General features: G+C 63.9%; 12 protein-coding genes. 5 read left to right on the top strand and 7 right to left on the bottom strand.

Annotation, left to right across the window (positions count from 1 at the left end):
* The first annotated feature begins 106 nt into the window (after positions 1 to 106).
* The gene (locus RTH46_RS17820) at positions 107 to 5074 is read left to right on the top strand and encodes a dermonecrotic toxin domain-containing protein (protein WP_316906249.1); all 4968 of its coding nucleotides are present in this window, start codon (positions 107 to 109) and stop codon (positions 5072 to 5074) included.
* A 3-nt stretch (positions 5075 to 5077) separates the two neighbouring features.
* Here the strand turns inward: RTH46_RS17820 and RTH46_RS17815 are convergent, their stop codons facing one another.
* On the bottom strand, positions 5078 to 7582 hold the full coding sequence (locus RTH46_RS17815; protein ID WP_316906248.1) for a UvrD-helicase domain-containing protein: 2505 nt from the start codon (positions 7580 to 7582) through the stop codon (positions 5078 to 5080).
* A gap of 187 nt (positions 7583 to 7769) precedes the next feature.
* Here RTH46_RS17815 and RTH46_RS17810 point away from each other — a divergent pair, with 187 nt between their 5' ends.
* Positions 7770 to 8468, top strand: a complete 699-nt coding sequence (locus tag RTH46_RS17810; RefSeq protein ID WP_125463913.1) for a pirin family protein — start codon at positions 7770 to 7772, stop codon at positions 8466 to 8468.
* A gap of 46 nt (positions 8469 to 8514) precedes the next feature.
* Here RTH46_RS17810 and RTH46_RS17805 read toward each other — a convergent pair whose 3' ends face one another.
* The 3 genes from RTH46_RS17805 to hisN form a co-directional block, all read right to left on the bottom strand.
* Entirely contained in the window at positions 8515 to 9471 is a 957-nt protein-coding gene (locus tag RTH46_RS17805; protein ID WP_153786311.1) for an AraC family transcriptional regulator, read from the bottom strand.
* 238 nt (positions 9472 to 9709) lie between these two features.
* Positions 9710 to 10444 carry a hypothetical protein gene (locus RTH46_RS17800; RefSeq protein WP_153786310.1) on the bottom strand — a complete coding sequence of 245 codons (735 nt, stop codon included), beginning with the start codon at positions 10442 to 10444 and terminating at the stop codon, positions 9710 to 9712.
* A gap of 96 nt (positions 10445 to 10540) precedes the next feature.
* On the bottom strand, positions 10541 to 11332 hold the full coding sequence (gene hisN, locus RTH46_RS17795; RefSeq protein WP_153786309.1) for a histidinol-phosphatase: 792 nt from the start codon (positions 11330 to 11332) through the stop codon (positions 10541 to 10543).
* 111 nt (positions 11333 to 11443) lie between these two features.
* Here hisN and RTH46_RS17790 point away from each other — a divergent pair, with 111 nt between their 5' ends.
* Together RTH46_RS17790 and RTH46_RS17785 are read left to right on the top strand one after the other, a co-directional pair.
* Positions 11444 to 12499 (top strand): HEAT repeat domain-containing protein, encoded by a 1056-nt coding sequence (locus RTH46_RS17790; protein WP_153786308.1) that lies wholly within the window; start codon positions 11444 to 11446, stop codon positions 12497 to 12499.
* Between the two features lie 108 nt (positions 12500 to 12607).
* Entirely contained in the window at positions 12608 to 14188 is a 1581-nt protein-coding gene (locus tag RTH46_RS17785; protein ID WP_316906247.1) for a response regulator, read from the top strand.
* Positions 14189 to 14194: 6 nt separating this feature from the next.
* Here RTH46_RS17785 and RTH46_RS17780 read toward each other — a convergent pair whose 3' ends face one another.
* Positions 14195 to 16210 (bottom strand): ATP-binding protein, encoded by a 2016-nt coding sequence (locus tag RTH46_RS17780; protein ID WP_153786398.1) that lies wholly within the window; start codon positions 16208 to 16210, stop codon positions 14195 to 14197.
* Between the two features lie 25 nt (positions 16211 to 16235).
* Positions 16236 to 16679 (bottom strand): nucleoside deaminase, encoded by a 444-nt coding sequence (locus tag RTH46_RS17775; RefSeq protein WP_153786306.1) that lies wholly within the window; start codon positions 16677 to 16679, stop codon positions 16236 to 16238.
* A gap of 144 nt (positions 16680 to 16823) precedes the next feature.
* On the opposite strand from RTH46_RS17775, the gene RTH46_RS17770 reads away from it, so the two are divergent.
* Positions 16824 to 17519, top strand: coding sequence for a type 1 glutamine amidotransferase domain-containing protein (locus tag RTH46_RS17770; protein ID WP_316906246.1), 696 nt, complete (start codon positions 16824 to 16826; stop codon positions 17517 to 17519).
* 194 nt (positions 17520 to 17713) lie between these two features.
* Here RTH46_RS17770 and hppD read toward each other — a convergent pair whose 3' ends face one another.
* Entirely contained in the window at positions 17714 to 18790 is a 1077-nt protein-coding gene (gene hppD / locus RTH46_RS17765) for a 4-hydroxyphenylpyruvate dioxygenase (RefSeq protein WP_153787963.1), read from the bottom strand.
* Between the last annotated feature and the right edge of the window lie 236 nt (positions 18791 to 19026).

The following is a 19026-nucleotide window of genomic DNA, read 5'->3' as shown; positions in this document are numbered from 1 at the left end:
ACCGCACATTCCCTGCTGCGACACCCTGGCGCCGGCAACTATGTACCGCAGCCACGGCGCGCAGCCGATGTTCGATGGCGGCTCCGCTAACTGCCAGGCAACACACATGGAAAACGCCACCCCGTACCATCAGAACCAGATCCAGCGCCGTATTCCGGCCTGGGCCAAACAATTGCACCCCCGTCACCTGGACCGGGTGCTGCAAAGTGCTCACAACGAGCATGTCGATGAAGACGGAACACCGACCGGGTGGTTCGCCAAAGCCTCGGCGCTACACCAGCAATTGCTGCGCGACGCCATCAAGGTGCGCACAGCCACGCGCAAAACCCTGGGCCAGGCACTGATTGAGCTGCGATCGCTGCCGCAGTTCTGCGAACCCCTGCTGCAACAGCAACTGGCCATCGACGTACCGGTCACCCAGGCGCAGTACTGCTTCCAACCCTTCGTCACCTACCTCAGCGGCTCGCTTGAAACCGTGCAGGGCCTGGAATCACTGGGTTTGGGCGGGGGTGCCTATGAGCCGCAATGGATCAGCGAACCGGTTGGCGCCAGCGAGTCGCGCAGCCTGCTGGAAGCGGCCATGCACAACTTCGAGGGTCTGTCCGAGGTCGGCCCATTCAGCACCCTGCAGGTCAACGCCAACGACGCCAGCACCCTGCCCGGCCTGAGCATGGCCCGCTTCGTCAGCAGCTGCCGCGCCCTGGACCTGGGCGAACGCTATCAAGCGCACCTGGACAACATCTTCAATGGCCAGCACAAGGTTCAGGTGCAGGACGCCTGGATTCAAGCACATCGGGCGATGCTCACGGTGAAGGCCGTCATCGCCTTGATTCGGGGCGAACTCTCAAGCCTTGGCTACCAGGCACTGCGGCACTTCTGCATCGATGGCGCGACACCGCGCTATGGCAGTCAACCCGTGACCCTGCGCAACCTGACGGTGCTCGGCAAGAAGGTGCATGGCGTGCTGCTGCTCGGCCCTGCCGGCTCAGACGCCGAAATCGTCGCCTACCTGCCCTTCGATGATCGAAGGCCGATGCAGGAGTTCGCCAACCTGCAGCAACTGCAGACCTATCTGGCCGGGCAACTGCTGGACGCGCAATACTGCCAGCGCTTCGTCGAGCATGTCGCGCACAGCGACCAGAAGAAGATGAGTGAACAACTGATTGAACAGCTCTACGAAGACGACACCGAGTTCCACGGCGTGGGCGGCCTGATCCCGCTGGAGCCGCTCTGGCCCGCTGCCGGTTACTCACTGCAGGGGAAAGGGCCCAGGGCCTCACCTGACCTTGGCATCCGGCAGCGGCAAGTCGATTTGCCGTACTGGAACAGCCTTTACGACAACCATGTCGCCTTTCTCAAGGACAATGCCAGGGCGATCGCCGTGCCCACCGCCGACGTGAACGCCATGCTGCGCAAGGAGCGCTTGGCATTCTGGGAAGAAGCCGGCTTGAACCTGCTCAACGTCGCCGCCATGCTGGTACCGGGGCTCGATGCCGTGATGCTGCTGGTGTTCGCCGCGCAGGTGCTGGACAACGTCTACCTCGCGTACGAGGCCTGGTCGGAGGGCGATTACGCCGAGGCAGTGGCGCAGCTCAAGGCACTGGCGCTGACCGCCGGCAGCATTATGGTCATTGGCGCGGCCGCCAAGGTGGTCAAGGCATCGGGCTTCGTCGACTGGCTGGAGCGCGTGGCATTCGGTGGCGAGGAACTGCTGTGGCACCCGCAAATCACGCCTTACCACAGCCAGGTAGAGCTTTCCCCCAACCTCGAACCGGACGCAGAAGGCATCTATGAGGTAGACGATCGGCATTACGTCCGCCTCGATGGCAAGACTTGCGAAGTCCACAAGAACGCTGCCGGCGCCTGGGAACTGGTGCACGCAAGCGACCAACAAGGTTACCGCCCAGTCCTTCACGGCAACGGTAAAGGTGCCTGGCGTCTGCCTCACGAACAGCTCAGAGGCTGGGGCCGGACCAGACTGCTACGGCGCATGGGCCCGGTCACCGAGGGGCAAAGTGATGCCGACCTGGCCGCAGCGTTCGACAGTACAGGGCTGGAACAAGGTGTACTGGAGCCGGTACTTGCCGATGGCGAACCGGTACCGACGCAGTTGGATGATGCCCTGCTGCGCCTGAACAAGGACATGCAAGTCACCGACATCATCGCGCGTACCCGCAATGGCCGCCCGCTGGCCGCCTACAAGAGTTTCGCCATCACCGCCCTGGGCGAGCTGCCCGGCTGGCCCGAAGACGTGGTGCTCAAGGTGTTCGAAGGCCCCGAAGCCTGGGGTGGGTTCAGTCTCTACGGCCGCGAACATCCAGGTGACCAAGTGATCGAGCTGACCCGCAACGACCTGGACAACGGAGACTTGGCAGACCGGGTGCTCGAACAACTCGACGAAGCCAGGATCACCCGCCTGCTACCCGCGGGTACCGCCATGGAGCAACGCCAGCAAGCCCTGCAGGACCTGCTGGCCGATCACTTGAGCAGCAGACGCTCGTCGCTGTTCGACAGCCTCTACAAAAGCCAACAACCGCCGTTGAGCCCTGCCGCCCGGGCACTGGCCAGGCAATTCCCCGCCGTGCCCGACAATGCGCTGGAGGAAATCGTCGGCGCCACCAGCCAAGCCGAGCGCACCCGCTTGCTGAATGGGCGCGTACCCTTGCGGGTGGCCCAGGAGGCACGCGCGATGCAGGCCAATGTGCGGCTGGGCCGGGCGATCCTCGGCCTGTACCGGCCAAGCCTCGCCAACGCCGACACCCATCTGATTCGCGACAGCCTGCTGGCCCTGCACCCCGACTGGACCGAGCCACAGCTGTACCAGGCTGCCATCGCCGATCGCGCCCAGGCCGCTCGCCTGATCGGTCAACAGCCTGTGCGCAGGGGGTTGCGCTCGCCCATGCGCCTGAGCGATGGGCGCTATGGCTATCCGCTGAGCCCGGGCGTGTTTGCCTCCCGGGAGGAGCGCGAGCTGCATACGTTGTTCCCTGGCATGAACGATCAGGAACGCAGGCAATTGCTGGCCACCTTGCGCGCACGCGGCAACGTCACTGAACAGATCCAGGCCTATCGCACGGAGCTTGGCATCCTGCGCGATGGCCTGGACGACTGGATCACGCAGCAAGCGCCACACCACCAGCGACACGCCAACCAGGTAGCCAGCACGCTGATCAGAACCTGGCATCGGCTGGAGGGTGACTCGTTGAGGCTGGCCAACCTGGAACTGGACAGCTTGCCGCCACTGAGCACGCGCTTCGACCATGTCAGGACATTGTTTCTGGACAACCTCGACGTGCCGACGATTCCTGCCGACTACCTGCAGTCGTTTCCGTCGCTGCGGCGCGTGCGCGTCATCAGCAGCCCTGCCCTGGGAATAGACTCGCTGTTCGAGGCGCTGCACCACACGCCTGCGCTCGTGGAGCTGAGTATCGAAAGCAGCGGCCTGAGGCAGTTGCCGGCACAGGCTCATCAGGCCCTGCCAACACTGACCCAGCTGCGCTTCCTGGCCCTGCGTCGCAACGAGCTGGCCTTGACCGACGAAGACTTTGTGCGGCTGAGCGCAAGTCCCCAGCTACGATTCCTGGACCTGTACCAGAACCGGATCGAAATGACGCCAGGGATGGCAGCGCGCTTCGGCACCCTGACCGAGCTGCGCGAGCTGAACCTCGGCAACAATCCACTGGGTATCAGCCCAAACTTGCGCAACCTGCGCTGCCTGAGCGCCCTGAGCCTGGAAAACTGCGAGCTGGTCCACTGGCCCGAGGGGCTGCAGACGTTGATGGGCCGCACGAACCATGCCTTGCGCCAGGTCGAGCTGAGCCGTAATCAGATCGAGCATGTCCCTGATCTCGACATCCTGTTGGAGACGCCCTTCGTCGAAGCCCTGCTCACGGGTAGAGGCAGCGAGCGCTGGCGCTTCAACTACAACCCGCTCGATGAAGTCACCCGCCGGCAACTGCGCGCGGCAGGCGTGGTGGTAGCGCGCCCTGTCGTTGAGGCGCCGCTCTTGCCGGGAGAGCGGCCGCGTAATTGGCTACAGCCGACCGACCAGGCACAGCGCACCACCTGGGACAGCCTGTTCGCCGACGATGCCAACCCTAGCCTGCGCGAGGCCGTGGAGCAGGCCGGGCTGTCCAGCGCGGCGCACGCCAATGCCCACGCAATGACCCGACAGATCTGGCGCCTGCTGTTGGACGCCGCGGCAGACAGCGAACTGTGCGCTCGCCTCAACGAGGTGGCGGCCCTGTTTCCCGTCAGTTGCGGCGATGCCGGGGCCGACGTGCTGAGCAGCTTGCAGATCGAGGCGCGGGTCTGGCGCATGACCGCCGGCCAACCTCAGGCGACCCATGAATTGTTCACCTACTTTCAAAGCCTGTTTCGGCGCGACCAGGTCAACGAGCTGGCCCAGGAGCTCTACAGCGCGCGCCTGCACCGCCGCACGGGCCTGCTGGCAAGGCAACGCTGGGAATCGCTGCCAGCGACGCAGCGCGGTCTGCAGCCCAGTGTCAGTACGTTGCACCGCTTCGACTGGATCCCCGACAACCTGCTGCTGGAAAACCAAGGGCTGGACTTGATCGAAATGCGCCTGGCCCTGCGCACCAACCTGGCCGAAGAACTCGATTACACCGAGCCGCAAATGCAGATGCTCTACCGCGACGCCGCTCACATTGTCGGCCCGACGGAGGATGCCGTGTTGCAGGAGGTACTCACTCGCAACAACGATTTACCGGCAAGGCGTCAGTGGGTCTCGCGCCAGCCGAGCTGGAGGCGCGTGCTGCGGGCGCAATTCCCGGCGCGGTTCGAGGCGTTGAGGTCGCGCTGGGATGTGGGCATCGACTTCCTGGAATGGTGCAATGATGGCAGCCCGATGGAGGGAACCTTGGAGACACCGGTGATCGACGCCCTGACCTCTGCATTGGGCGCGAGCCCGTTGGACGAGCATGGCCAGGCATTACGCCTGGCAATCAACGGCGACCAGTACGTCTCTGGCATGAACCGCATGGCCCAGGGCCTGGAGGATGACGAAGACAGCCTGAGCCTGGAACTGACCAAGCCCCTGGACAGCGACGACTGACCCTCACTGTCCGCGCAGGTCTTCGAAGAAGGCCTGCCGCCCCTGTACCTGGCTCGACGCGCGAGGCTGATTCACGGCCTCGCCGTTGGGCTTTTCCACATGCCAGTAACAGTGGCTGATGGCCCGTGTAACGGCCACATAGGCCAGGCGTTGTACTTCTTCCTGCTGCGCCGTATCGAACGCCTGGGCGTCGCCCGGTTTGCCCAGCCCGGCCAGGCGGTACACCTGGTTCTTGTACGGTGAGCTAGTCAGGTACTGGCAGTCACCGAGCATGAACACTGCATCGGCCTGCAGCCCTTTGGCGCTGTGGTAGGTCAGCTGCTTGAGCCGGCGCTGCCCGGAAGGCAAACTAGAATCCACTTTAATCACCGGTAATAAATGCTGCTCAATCAATGACTTATCGCTACTTTTTCGAAACAACATCATCACTGTTTCACCCTGTTCATAGTGTTCGATCAACGTCTGTGCCAGCGCTGCCTCGTCACGCTCGAACACCCGTACGGGCGCCAGTGGCAGCGCCGCCGCCTGCCCGCTGGCCTTGGCTTTCTTGCCGCTGATGGTCGGCGTTCCCTTCACCAGATGCTCGGCGGCGTCGATGATGGACTGCTGGCTGCGGTAGTTTTCCACCAGCATCACCCGGGTATTGGAAGGTGACGGGAACACCTTGGTGAACTCCATGAAGTACTTGGGCGAGCTGCCGCGCCAGCCATAGATCGACTGCCAGTCGTCACCCACGCACATCAGCGACGAATGCTGCGCCACCCGGCCATGGTTCATGGCTGGCCCACGTCGGCGGATCTCCGCAAGGCAGGCGCGCAGCCAGCTGACGATCTGCGGTGAGACATCCTGGAACTCGTCGATCATCAGGTGTGCCAGCGGCCGCAACAATGGGTCGGGCAACAGCTGCAGGTTTTCCGGGTTGTTCTCGCCGAACAGGGCGAACATGCGGTTGTAGGTCATCACCGGCGGTGACTGGGCCATCAGGTGGGTTTCAAAGGCCTTCCAGTACAGGGCCAGCGCCTCGAAGAACGGCCCATCGCTGTCACCCGGCGGGAAGCTCATGGCGGCCACTGCGGCGTTTACGTCCAGGCCCAGGTTCTCGATGAAACTGGCCGCGGTGACGAAAGCGTCGAGCAGCGGCGCCGGGGCCAGTTCACCCTTGACCTTGTATTCGAAGCCGGGGCCGGCCACGGCATCCCCTGCCAACGAGGCCGCCAGGCGCCTGGCCGAGGCGTAGTTGTCCAGCCAGATCACGGGTTTGTCGCTGAACGCCTGGAACAGCGTGCGCTTGACCGCCCATTCCGCGCGCACCGCGAGCTTTGCGCCAGGGCGCTGGTACTGGGCGCTCTCACTGGGGTCGAAGCCCAGCACCACCCAGGCATCCAGCCCCTCGAGGCGACCGTGCACATGGAAACGGCTGCCACGGATCTGCAGCGTGTCGCGGCACGGCTCAATGCCTTTGATCGGCCAGGCGCCGGCCGCGAACCACAGGTCCTCGATCACGTCGCACAGTTCTTCGTCGCGCTGCGCGGCCAGCTGGGTGACCTGCACACGCTTCTGCACATCCGGGTGATCCGGGTCCAGTGGCTTGAGCAGCAGCGCCTCCTGCCGCAACTGGCCGATCAACGCGGCGAAACGCGGGTTCTCTGCCAGCAGGTTCCGGTAGCACAGGTTCAACTGCTGACGCTGGGCGTCATTCAGGCGCAGGTCAAAAGGATTGCTGTCGGCATTTGCCTCCCCGCCCGCCGGCATCTCGTTGCCGAGGGTTTCGAAGGCTCGCATCTGGGAGAAGCCCGGCAGGCTGCGCACCAGCGGCAGGATCCGCGAGTGGAAGGTGCGTACCAACTCACGGCCCTGTGCCGGCGACAGCTGGACCTGCCACAACGCGAAAACCTGCAAAAGGCGCTGGATGAAGTCCTTGCGCGACTCGCGGGTGAAGGTCACCACGGTCATGGCATCGAGCTCGAAGCCCAGGTAGTGGCGCAGCAACAGGATGCGCAGCACCAGCGAGGTCGACTTGCCGCCACCGGCACCGGCCACCACGCAGGTCGACGGCGTGTCGCTGAGGATCAGCTTCCACTGCGCGGCGCTGGGTTGTGCCTCGGCCGGCAGGCGCTGGGCCACGTCGGCCTTGAAGCGTTTTTTCAGCTCGGCACTCAGCGGCAGGCGCCAGTCGTCGAACAGCTTGTCGTCCTGGCCAGGCACCGCAGCGGCGTCCGGGCGCGTATCACGAATCACCAGGACCTGCCGCCCCGCTTCGTAGCCGTCCGAGCGCCCACGCTCGTAGCCGTCACGCAAACCGTCGGCATGGCCAGTGCGCTGGCCGACCGCATGGCCAAGGAACCATGAATCGCGGTGCTGCGCCTGCAGGCGGCTCAGGCCACGGCCAAGCAGGCGCGCGGCCAGGCGGCGCAACCAGGGCAACTGCGCAGGTGGGGTCAGGTTGGCCGGGGCCTGGGGCTGCTCGTGGGACACGGTCACTCCATTGAAAATCGAAACAGCGGGCATGTTCGCCTCATCCGTCCAAAAGCGCCAGCGAATGCTTTTGTATCAGTGGATTAGGCGATGAATCGCATGTTGTATCGCAAAATAATCATCTGATTAGTTGATGATAATAAGTCGATATTTACGCTTTTTTTCGATATTTAAAACGCAGATCATGGCCCCATTCCAGCGAATTCAGAGGAGCACCATCATGCTGCAACTGCGACCCTTCGAAAGCCTTGGCCACGCCAATCACGGCTGGCTCGACGCCCACCACCACTTCTCCTTCGCCGAGTACTACGACCCGGCACGCATGCACTGGGGCAACCTGCGGGTATGGAACGACGACCTGATCGCCGCCGGCAGTGGCTTCCCGTCGCACCCGCACCGTGACATGGAAATCATCACCTATGTCCGCGAAGGCGCGATCACCCACCAGGACAGCCTGGGCAACAAGGGCCGCACCGAAGCGGGCGACGTGCAGGTCATGAGTGCCGGCAGCGGCATCGTGCACAGCGAATACAACCAGGAGAAGGTCGATACGCGGATCTTCCAGATCTGGATCATTCCGGAAAAAGTCGGTGACGCGCCGTCCTGGGGCACGCGTCCGTTCCCCAAGGGTGAACGTGGCGAAGGTTTCGTGACCCTGGCCAGTGGCCGCGAAGGCGATGGCGACAGCCTGCAGATCCGCACCGACGCCCGCCTGGTAGCCGCTACCCTGCGCGCCGGGGAAAGCGCCGAGTACCGCTTCGACCAGGGCCGGCGCGGCTACCTGGTGCCGGCCAAGGGCCGGGTCGAGGTCAACGGGTTGCAGGCCAAGGCCCGGGATGGCGTGGCTATCGAGGAGGAAACGGTGCTGACGGTGACGGCGCTGGAGGACAGTGAAATCGTCCTGGTTGACGTGGCGTGAACTGCAAATCGCAAGGGGCTGCCATGCAGCCCTTTGTGGTACCTGATCAAACCCGCCGTCTGAAGGTCTCAGACGGTAGCTCGCCAAACCGCTGCCGGTAACTCTCGGCAAAGCGTCCCAAGTGCAGGAAACCGTAATCCAGTGCCAGTTCGGTCACGCTGCGTACCGTGCATCTTGGGTCGCTCAGGCAGGCGTTGACCCGCTCCAGCTTGCGCTGGCGGATGTACTGCTTGGGCGTGGTCCCCAGCTGTCGGTCGAACAGGCCGTACAACGAACGCAGGCTCATGTTGGCTTGCTCGGCCAGGGTTTCAGCTGCCAACTCAAGCTTAAGGTTGCCCTCGATGTGCTCAAGGATTCGCTCCAGGCTGGCCTGCGTGCCACCCAGGGTGTCCTTGCGCACATTGGTATTCATCAGCGTCAGCAGTTTGCTGGCGACGATCTGGCTGTAGTGGCCCTGCACCCTGGGCAGCGAATCGCTGACCTCGGCTTCGTTGCAGATCATCCCCAGCAGATTCAGGAAACCGTCCAGTTCCTCCAGCCGGTAGTGGTTGCGTACAAAGCGCACGCCGCCGCTGGGGCGCTGCCAGCGCTGCTCGTCGCAGATCGAGTCGAGCAGATGCACCGGCACCTTGAGAATGAACTTCTCGCAGTCGTCGGAATAGGTGAGATCGACCGGGTCGTCCGGGTTGATCAGCAGCAGCTCGCCCGGTACCAGGTGGTGCTCGCGCTGGTGGCCGCGCCACAGGCAATTGCCGTTGAGCAGCACCTGCAGGTGGAAGATGGTTTCCAGCGCCGGCGAGGTAACCCTCACGCTGCCGCCATAGCTGATACGGCACAGGTCCAGTTCGGCGAACTTGCGATGGCTCAAGCTGGCCTGAGGGTGGGTCGTACGGGACAGGCCAATGTGATGCTGGCCCACATGCTGGTTGACGTAGTCGGACACCGCGTACGGGTCGGCGCGGTGGAACACGCAGCTTTGCTCGCTCAACAGGCGGCTTTCCATGGGCAAGGCACTCGCCATCATTATTGTTATGGGCGCCGCGGCCTACTGCCTTGTGGGCATGTGGCCGCGGTCGTTCACGGTCATTCTAACCAACCGTCATCGGGGTACAGGGGCAGGCGACGGTCGGATGCTGAGCGTCACACTAAGCAAAAAGCAGGATCGAGGGCAATGCGACCAAGGCAAACGGCGGGCGGACAGCGGACACGGGCACAGGCCCGGCGTTCGATTACCGCACAACTCACTGCACCGGCAGGAAGTTCAGCAGCAAAAGGCTCTGCGCATAGTTGAGCCCGATGCGCCGATAGCGCTCGTCGAGCATCTGCGCCAGCAGGTCGAGGCGCGCGACCACCTTGCCGAACTCCACGGCAAAGCTCAGGTTGCTGCCCTGCTCGGAGATCTCGTTGGAGAACAGCAGCAGCACGCCGTTGGCGTCCTGGCGCTGGCCAAGCATCCAGGTGGCCTTTTCGATATTGCGCGCGGCGTTGTTGATGAACAGCGGGTCGAGGGTGTCGGTCATGTAGAACTCGGTGCGCCCGCCGTGGGCGGTGACCAGCATGCTGCCGATGGCGTAGATGAAGGCACCGACCCGATCGCCCCTGAATTCCGGGCTCAGGGCATAGCTGAGCGCTGCCAGGTCACGCCGCTCACCGAGTTGCGCCAAGGGCTGGCGCTGCTCGATGGCGATGCGGATCTGCCGGGCGGCGGTGGTGGCGTCGAGGTAGCCAGACTGCTTCCACTGGCTGGGGTTGCGCAGGTACAGCTTGTCCATCAGCAGGTACAGGCTTTGCAGGTTGTCGCGCATGGACAGCGTGGCCATGCGGTCGACACTGGTCTGGAACAGCTCGTCGGGCTTGCCGTTGCCGATCTGCGTGAGCATGTCGCGGCCCTGCTGCTGGGTGCAGGCCCCCAGGCAGGTCAGGGCGCCTGCCAGCAGCAGGCCGCGCGGGAGAATATCGAGTCGTTTTGCGGCCATCGGCACCGGAGCTGGTCAATGGCTACACCGGGGGTCGGTGTAGCCTGGCCAAGCATAGAGCGCGCAAAAGCGAAAAAGTGCAGTGGCCGCTGCCCGTCACATGGCGTGGCGCAGCATCTCCACCACCTGCGCATGCAGCGCCGGGTCGCCGCAGGCCACCACGCAGCCGCCGTGCTGTGCGGTACTGCCATCCCAGGCAGTGATCACCCCGCCGGCACCTTCGATGATCGGCATCAGCGCCTGCACGTCGTAGGGTTGCAGGCTGGCCTCGACAATCACGTCGACAAACCCCGAAGCGAGCATGCAGTAGGCGTAGCAGTCGCCACCATAACGCATCAGCCTGGCCTGGCCGGCCACGTGCTCGAAGGCAGCCTTGCGCGCGGCGCTGTCGAACATGTCTGGTGTAGTGCACATCAGCGTGGCCGCCGACAGGTCGGCGCAGGCCCGGGTTTTCAAGGGCGTACCGCTGCGCCATGCACCTTCGGGGGTACCGACGAAACGTTCGCCGGTGAACGGCTGGTTCATCACCCCGATGACCGGGCGTGTGCCATCGTTGAGCGCAATCAGCGTGCCCCACAGCGGCAGGCCGGTGATGAAGGCACGGGTGCCGTCGATCGGGTCGAGCACCCAGGTCAGCGGGCTGCTGCCAACGGCTGCGCCATGCTCTTCGCCGAGGATGCCATGCGCCGGGTATCGCGCCTGGATCAGCTCACGCATGGCATCTTCGGCGGCCTTGTCGGCCACGGTCACCGGGTCGTACAGGCGCCCGCCCTTGTCTTCGACGTCCAGGCTGGCGCGAAAGTACGGCTGGATCGCCATGGCCGCGGCATCGGCCAGCTGTTCGGCGAAGGCGCGAAATTCGCCGGTCTGTTCAGCGCTCAGGGACATGGATCAGGCCTCAATGCTTGGGAAAGGCACGCATCATACCCGACTCCTCGCCCGTTGCATTTACTGGCCGGCTGTCCCAAGCTCTGCCTTCCCGCCGCCACGGACTGCCCGATGCCACGCCGCCCGCTTATCCTGATCGCCCTGTTGCTGCTGATCCTGGTGCCAGGCGTGCTCGCTTACCTGTGGCGGACCCCGCAATCCACCACGCCGGCGCTGCCGCCGCACAGTTACGCCAAGGCCCTGCGCCAGGCCCATGAAGGCCAGCCGGGCGCCGCGCGGGTTTTGTACCAGCAACTGCAGCGTAACGACCTGCCGGCGATTCGCCGCGCCGCCCTGTACGCCGAATTGCCCAACTACCCGTCACCCCAGGCGCTGAAACTGGCAAAACAGGATCTTGAACAGAGCGATCCTCTGGTGCGGCGCGCTGCCATCGCCAGCATCCGCCGGCTGTTGCCGGCCGCCCAACGCAGCCTGGTGCTGGGGCCGTTGCTCGACGATGACGAGCAGAGCGTACGCTTTGCCGCGGTGGACGCGTTGCTCGGGCTCGACCCGGATGCCATCGGCCTTTATTTCGGCCCGCTGCAGCAAGCGCTGGAGCAGTACCAGCAAACCCTCGAACAACAACCCGACGACGCCGACGCACAGATTCACCTGGCGCGCCTGTACATGCACGAGCAGGCCTATGACGCCGCCGGCGCAGCGCTCGCCCGTGCCCTGGCGCTGGCCCCCGAAAACCTGGACGCCCTGGCGACCCAGGTGCGCCTACTGGAACGCCAGGGCCACCACGACACCTCTCGCGAGGTGCTGCGCAAGGCCTTGGCGCTTAGCCCGGACTCGGCCTTCCTGCAGTACCAGCTGGGTTTGTGGCTGACCCGCCACGACCAGCACGAATACGCCCTGCTGGCACTGTCGCGCGCGGTCGAGCTGGAGCCGGAGAACAGCGACTACCGCTACACCCTTGCCGTCACCCTGCACCAGCTGGAGCAGGTGCAGGCCGCGCAGCAACAACTGCAGACGCTGCTCAGCCGCCAGCCCGCCAACCGCCGGGCGCGGGTACTGCTGATCGAGTACTGGAAGGAGACCGGGCAACTGCAGAACGTCCAGGTACTGCTGGCCGAGCTCGAGCGCCAGAACCCGGACGACCCCTTGCTGCAACAAGGCCTTTGACACCTTCCACAATCCGGTTGAACCCCAGGCCCGCGCCGAAGGTCCAGTGATAGGAGAAGGAAGGCGGTAACGCCATCACGGCGTGCCCATCGTCACAGGAGAATGCTCTTGGCCGCATGCCTGGCTGTGGAAGAACGCGCCCTGGTCCTGGCGCCTGCCCAGGTGGGGACAAGCACCTGTCGATTACTCCGGCGAGCCGGTATCCACAGCCGCCGCACCGCCGATGTGGGGCGCCTTGGCCGCTGGCTCAGTGAAGGCGCAGGGTTGCTGGTGGTGATCGAACAGGCGCTGCCGCGCAACCAGCAATCCGCCCTGCACCGCTACCTCGAGCAGCAGCCTGGCTGGTCCGACCTGCCTGTGGTGCTGCTCACCAGCCGCGCCGAGGCCGACACCAGCGCAGTGCCAGGCAACCTGCTGCCCCTCGCCCCACCCTACCCTGACGAGCAACTGCTGAGCCTGGCACTGTGGGCGCTGAGGGCTCGCCGCCGGCAATATCAGGCGCGAGACCTGTGCGAACAGCTCGAAGCCCTGGCCCGGCAACAACAGGCCGACGACCAGGCACTGCAGCAAACACGCAAGATGGAAGCCATCGGCCAACTGGCCGGTGGAGTGGCCCATGACTTCAACAATCTGCTGACCAGTATTGGCGGCAGCCTGGAGCTGATCGACAAACGCCTGCATCAAGGCCGCAGCGAGGGCCTGGAACCGCCCTTGCGCCTGGGCCAGCAAGCCGTGGCCCGCGCGGCCCTGTTGACCCATCGTCTATTGGCGTTCTCCGCTCGCCAGTCACTGCAGAGCCAGGCAATCGATCTGCGCACGCTGCTGGCACCCGATGCCCTGGCCGCCAAGCTGGGTACCGGCATCGAGCTGCAAGTGCGCCTGGCCACACAACTGTGGCAAGCCAGCGCCGATGGCGAGCAACTCCAGGCGTCCCTGGACAACCTCTTGCTCAACGCCTGCGAGGCCATGCCCAGCGGCGGAGTGCTGACCATCGAGGCGGACAACGTCCAGGTCGCCAACGGGCAGCTCGCCAACGTCGGCCTGGCGCACGGTGACTATCTGTGCCTGAGCATCCGCGACAGCGGCCAGGGAATGTCGCAAGCCACCCTGGAGCATGCCATCGAGCCGTTCTTCACCACCAAGCCGACTGGCCAGGGTGTCGGGCTCGGGCTATCGATGGTGTATGGCTTCAGCAGGCAGTCACGGGGTTACCTGGCGCTCGACAGCCAGATCGGCAAAGGGACCCAGGTGCGCCTGTATCTGCCACGCCATACCGACAGCCCACCACCGCTCAAAGCCGCTGCCGTGCAAGCTGCCGGTGATTGCCAGGACATCCTGCTGGTGGAGGACGACCCGGATGTGCGCGAACTGGTCGAACGGAGCCTGCTCGAAGAAGGCTACCCCTGCCGTGCAGCGCAAAATGCCAGTGAAGCGCTGCGCTGGCTGCATTCGGCACAGCCATTCGGTTTGCTCATCAGCGACGTCGGGCTACCGGGCATGAACGGCCGGCAATTGGCGGAAATCGCACGTCGCCTGCGCCCCGGGCTGCCGGTGCTGTTCATAACGGGTTTCGCGCAAACCGCGATGGCTCGCGATGCATTTTTGGCCACAGGGATGCAGTTGTTGCGCAAGCCTTTCGCTCTGGAGCAGTTGCGCAAGCAGGTCGCGCGAATGCTGGTGGCGCCCTGAGCCGGATCAGGCCTGCAGCATGCGGTCGACTTGCATGACTAGGCTCTGCAGTGAAAACGGTTTGAGCAGCAAGGCGGTACCAGGCTCGTCGAGCAGTTGCTGCTCCACCGGATCCGCAGTGTAGCCAGTGATGAACAGGACTTTCTGATCGGGATTGATCATGCGCATCGCCCGGGCCACCTGACGCCCGTTGAAACCGCCCGGCAAGCCGATGTCGGTAATCACCAGATCGAATGGGCCGGCATGACGGTACTGCCCCAGCGCGCTGTTGGCATCGGTCACATCGCACACCTCGAAACCGCGCTCGACCAGTATTTCCTTGATCAACCCGCGCAGGTTGAGCTCGTCATCGATCAACAGTACACGCTCGCCCTGCCTGGCCTCCCTTGTGATCATCGGAGCTTCGGGTATCGGCTGGCTGCCCGTATAACGAGGGAACATCAGCACGACCTGGGTGCCGTGCTGCAGCCTGGACTCGATCCACACCTGGCCACCGGACTGGCGCACGAAGCCATGGACCATGGGCAACCCCAGGCCCGAGCCCTGCCCGAGGGGCTTGGTGGTGAAAAAGGGCTCGAATGCACGCGCTTCATCTTCAGCCGACATGCCATGGCCATTGTCCTCGACCTGGACCATCACATAGTCGCCCGCCGGCAGCCCGGCAGTCGCGTCGGCCAGGCGCTCGTTGCTGGTACGGATCGACAGGCTGCCCCGCCCCAGGCAGGCATCGCGGGCGTTGGCACACAGGTGCAGCAAGGCGTTGCGCAGTTGGTCGGGGTCGAGCTGGACGGGCCAGGGGGCGATGTCCAGCTCCCAGTGCAGGTGCATCTCGGCGCCGGTGCACTGCTCGAGCATCGGTTGTGCCTTGCGTATCAGCTGGTTGATGTCCAGTGGGTTGGGCGACAACGGCTGGCTGCGGGCGAATGCCAGCAAGTTCTGGGTCAGGCCGATGGCCCGCTGGGCGCATTCGCGGGCCATCTGCACGTAGCTGTCCAAGCGCTCAAGCCGCCCCTGGGCCAGGCGCCGCTCAAGCAGCTCCAGGCTGCTGCCGACCCCGGACAGGACGTTGTTCATTTCATGGGCCAGGCCGCCTGCCACCTTGATCACCGACTCCATGCGCTGGCTGTCGCGCACTGCTGCTTCGGCCATGCGCTGGACGGAGTGGCGCTCCTCGGTGATGTTGTGGCCAATCAGGATCGGCAGCGCCTGGCCCGATACAGCATGCCAGCGTAACCAGCAATAATGCCCTTCACCCTGGCGCACGCGGGCCTCGAAGGCCGGGGTGTCATGCCCCTGCATCAGTGCCATCAGGGCCAACCTGGCCTCGGTACGCTCGGCTGGGTGGATCAGCTCCAGCAGCGGGACCGGTGTTTGCTGCTCATCCGTCCAACCCGACAACCGATGCCAGGCCGGATTGGCCAGGCGCACGCGCAACTCGGTGTCGAGCATCAACATCACGTCGGGCGACAACTGCCAGGTGTGCTCACTCTCGGCCATGTAGCGCGAAAGTTGTGCCTCGAAAGATTGCGCCAGCTCGCGCCATTCGCGGGTGCGTTCGACACTGGCGGTGGTTTCGACCAGCGCGTGCAGGAACCCCGCCACCGCGCCCTGGTCGTCGCGGATGGGCGAATAGCTGCAGGTGAACCAGGCCTGGAAGGGGCGCCCGTCGCGGTTGACCGTCAGCAGGCTGTTCTCGGCCAGGCTGCCGTGCCCTTCCAATGCCTGGAAAACAGCAGCCCCCATCTCGTCCCAGGCCGTCGCCCAGAGCGTGTCGAAACTGTCGCCCAGGGCATGGGCGCGCTCGCCCAGGGGGACGGGATAGGCCTCGTTGTGAATCACCGTCAGCGCCGGGCCCCAGACCAGGGCACAGGGGTAAGCAGAAAGCAGCAGCATGTCGACGGCGATGCGCAAGGCCGGCGGCCATCGTGTCAGGGGCCCCAAAGGCGTTGCTTCCCAGTTGAAGCTGCTGATCTGGGAACGTCCCACGCTTTCGGCGCTCGAAATCGGCGCCAGGTGAATCATCTGCGCATCCCCTTGCGCAGCATGGTCAGCGGCCAATGTCTTCATTCCACAGTTGCGGCTTGGCCTCGATGAAATCACGCATCATCTTTTGGCAGTCCTCATCGTGGCGCACGTCCAGCGCTACGCCTCGGCTGGCCAGCAACTGCTCTTCGCCAAGAAAAGTGGTGTTTTCGCCGATGATCACCTGCTTTATCCCATACAGCAGGATCGCGCCACTGCACATGGCACAGGGCGACAGGGTGGTATAAAGCGTGGCCTCCTTATAGACACTGGCAGGCTGCCGACCGGCGTTTTCCAGGGCATCCATTTCACCATGCAGGATGGCGCTGCCTTGTTGTACCCGGCGGTTGTGGCCACGGCCGATGATCTTGCCGTCGTGCACCAGCACCGAGCCAATTGGAATGCCGCCTTCCGCCAGCCCCTTGCGGGCTTCGTCGATGGCCGCTTGCATGAATTTGTCCGTTGTCATGGTGACTTCCTGGCTGCACATGATTGGATCGAGACTAGCACAGTGCCAGCCGGCGATGGCGCCACGCCCAGCGACGGCTATGCTCAGAGGGTTTTTCCCCTTCGCCGGGCAACCGGCCCCCTCGGGTTGGATGGGCATGCGCACATGAACAAGAAGATCCTGGTCGTGCTGACCAATACCGCCAAGTACCCCAACATCAAACGCGCCACAGGCCTGTGGCTGGGTGAAGCCGTGCATTTCGTCGACCCCGTGCAGCAGGCTGGCTTCACGGTCGACTATGTCAGCCCGGCGGGCGGCTACGTACCAATCGACCCGCACAGCCTGCAAATGGCCCCGGACCTTGACTGGCAATGGTACGACGACAAGGCCTTCATGAAGCGCCTGGGCGCCACCCTCAGCCCCGGCGAAGTCAAGGCCGAGCAGTACAGCGCCATCTATTACACCGGTGGTCATGGCGTGATGTGGGACTTCCCCGACAACCAGCCGCTGCAGGACCTGGCGCGGCGCATTCACGAACGTGGCGGGGTTGTGGCATCGGTCTGCCACGGTGCCGTGGGGCTGCTGAATGTGAAACTCAGCGACAACACCCTGCTGCTCAGAGGTCGGAAGGTGACTGGCTTCTCCAATACCGAAGAGAAACTGGCAGAGCTGGACAAGGAGGTGCCGTTCCTCACCGAGAACGAACTCGGCGCACGAGGTGGTGAGTACCAGAAAGCGGAGGATGTGTGGGCACCCTTCGTGGTTGAAGACAAAGGCCTGATCACCGGGCAGAACCCGGCGTCCACTGCGGGCGTGGCTCAGGCGGTGCTCAAGTTCCTGGGCAAAGCGAAGATTGGCTGAAAAACATCACTGTAGGAGCGGCCTTGCCGGGGCGCCGGACCGGCCGGAAAGGGCCGCAACGCGGCCCCAGGTTTTCAGCGTGTAAGCAGAAACCGCCGGGGCTGCTCTGCAGCCCTTTCCGGCCGGTCCGGCGCCCCGGCAAGGCCGCTCCTACAGTCTGGACGTGCAAGCCCGTTCAGTGGGCGATGCGCCGATTACTCGACGTTCAACACGCCACGACGCACCTGGTCACGCTCGATCGACTCGAACAGTGCCTTGAAGTTGCCTTCGCCAAAGCCATCGTCACCCTTGCGCTGGATGAACTCGAAGAACACCGGGCCCAGCAGGGTTTCCGAGAAGATCTGCAGTAGCAGGCGCTTGTCGCCGGCCTCGGAAGCACCGTCCAGCAGGATGCCACGCGACTGCAGCTGGTCGACCGGCTCGCCGTGACCCGGCAGACGCTCTTCGAGCATTTCGTAGTAGGTTTGCGGCGGTGCGGTCATGAAGCGCATGCCGAAGCCTTTGAGGGCATCCCAGGTCTTGAGCAGGTCGTCGGTGAGGAAGGCCACGTGCTGGATGCCCTCGCCATTGAACTGCATCAGGAACTCTTCGATCTGCCCCGCGCCCTTGGAAGACTCTTCGTTGAGCGGGATGCGGATCATGCCATCGGGTGCGGTCATGGCCTTGGAGGTCAGGCCGGTGTACTCGCCTTTGATGTCGAAGTAACGGATCTCGCGGAAATTGAACAGCTTCTCGTAGAAGCCGGCCCAGTAGGCCATGCGCCCGCGATAGACGTTATGGGTGAGGTGGTCGATGATCTTCAGGCCAGCGCCGACCGGATTGCGGTCGACACCTTCAAGGAACTTGAAGTCGATGTCATAGATCGAGCTGCCTTCTTCGTAACGGTCGATCAGGTACAGCGGCGCGCCACCGATACCCTTGATCGCCGGCAGACGCAGCTCCATCGGGCCGGTCTCGATCTCTACCGGCTGGGCACCCAGTTCCAGGGCGCGGGCATAGGCTTCATGGGCGTTGCGCACGCGGAAGGCCATGCCGCACACCGACGGGCCATGCTCGGCGGCGAAGTACGAGGCAGCGCTTTTGGGTTCGTTGTTGAGGATCAGGTTGATGCCACCCTGGCGGTACAGGTGCACATTCTTGGAGCGGTGGGTCGCCACCTTGGTGAAACCGAGGATCTGGAAGACCGGCTCCAGCACGCCAGGGGTCGGCGAAGCGAGCTCGATGAATTCAAAGCCTTCAAGGCCCATCGGGTTTTCGAAGATATCTGCCATGTTCGTGTCCTCATCTGCAGCAAAAAACGGTTGGATTACTGGCTTGCGATGGCGAACGGAACAGGAGGCGAACAGGGGATGCCGCGCACGCTGCGGGCCAGATAGGCACCAATGATCAGCTTGAATGCAGGGTTTTTCATGGGGACCCATTCTCGGCGGGCTTGATCCTCCGGTTGGCGGAGAACCTTATTGTTGTATTCGTAACGCAATTCTACATTGCGTAAATTTGTTTGTCG

Origin of the sequence: Pseudomonas sp. zfem004, from assembly GCF_032621715.1 — a bacterium.
Lineage (GTDB): Bacteria > Pseudomonadota > Gammaproteobacteria > Pseudomonadales > Pseudomonadaceae > Aquipseudomonas > Aquipseudomonas sichuanensis.
This window is presented reverse-complemented; position numbering and strand designations above follow the sequence as displayed.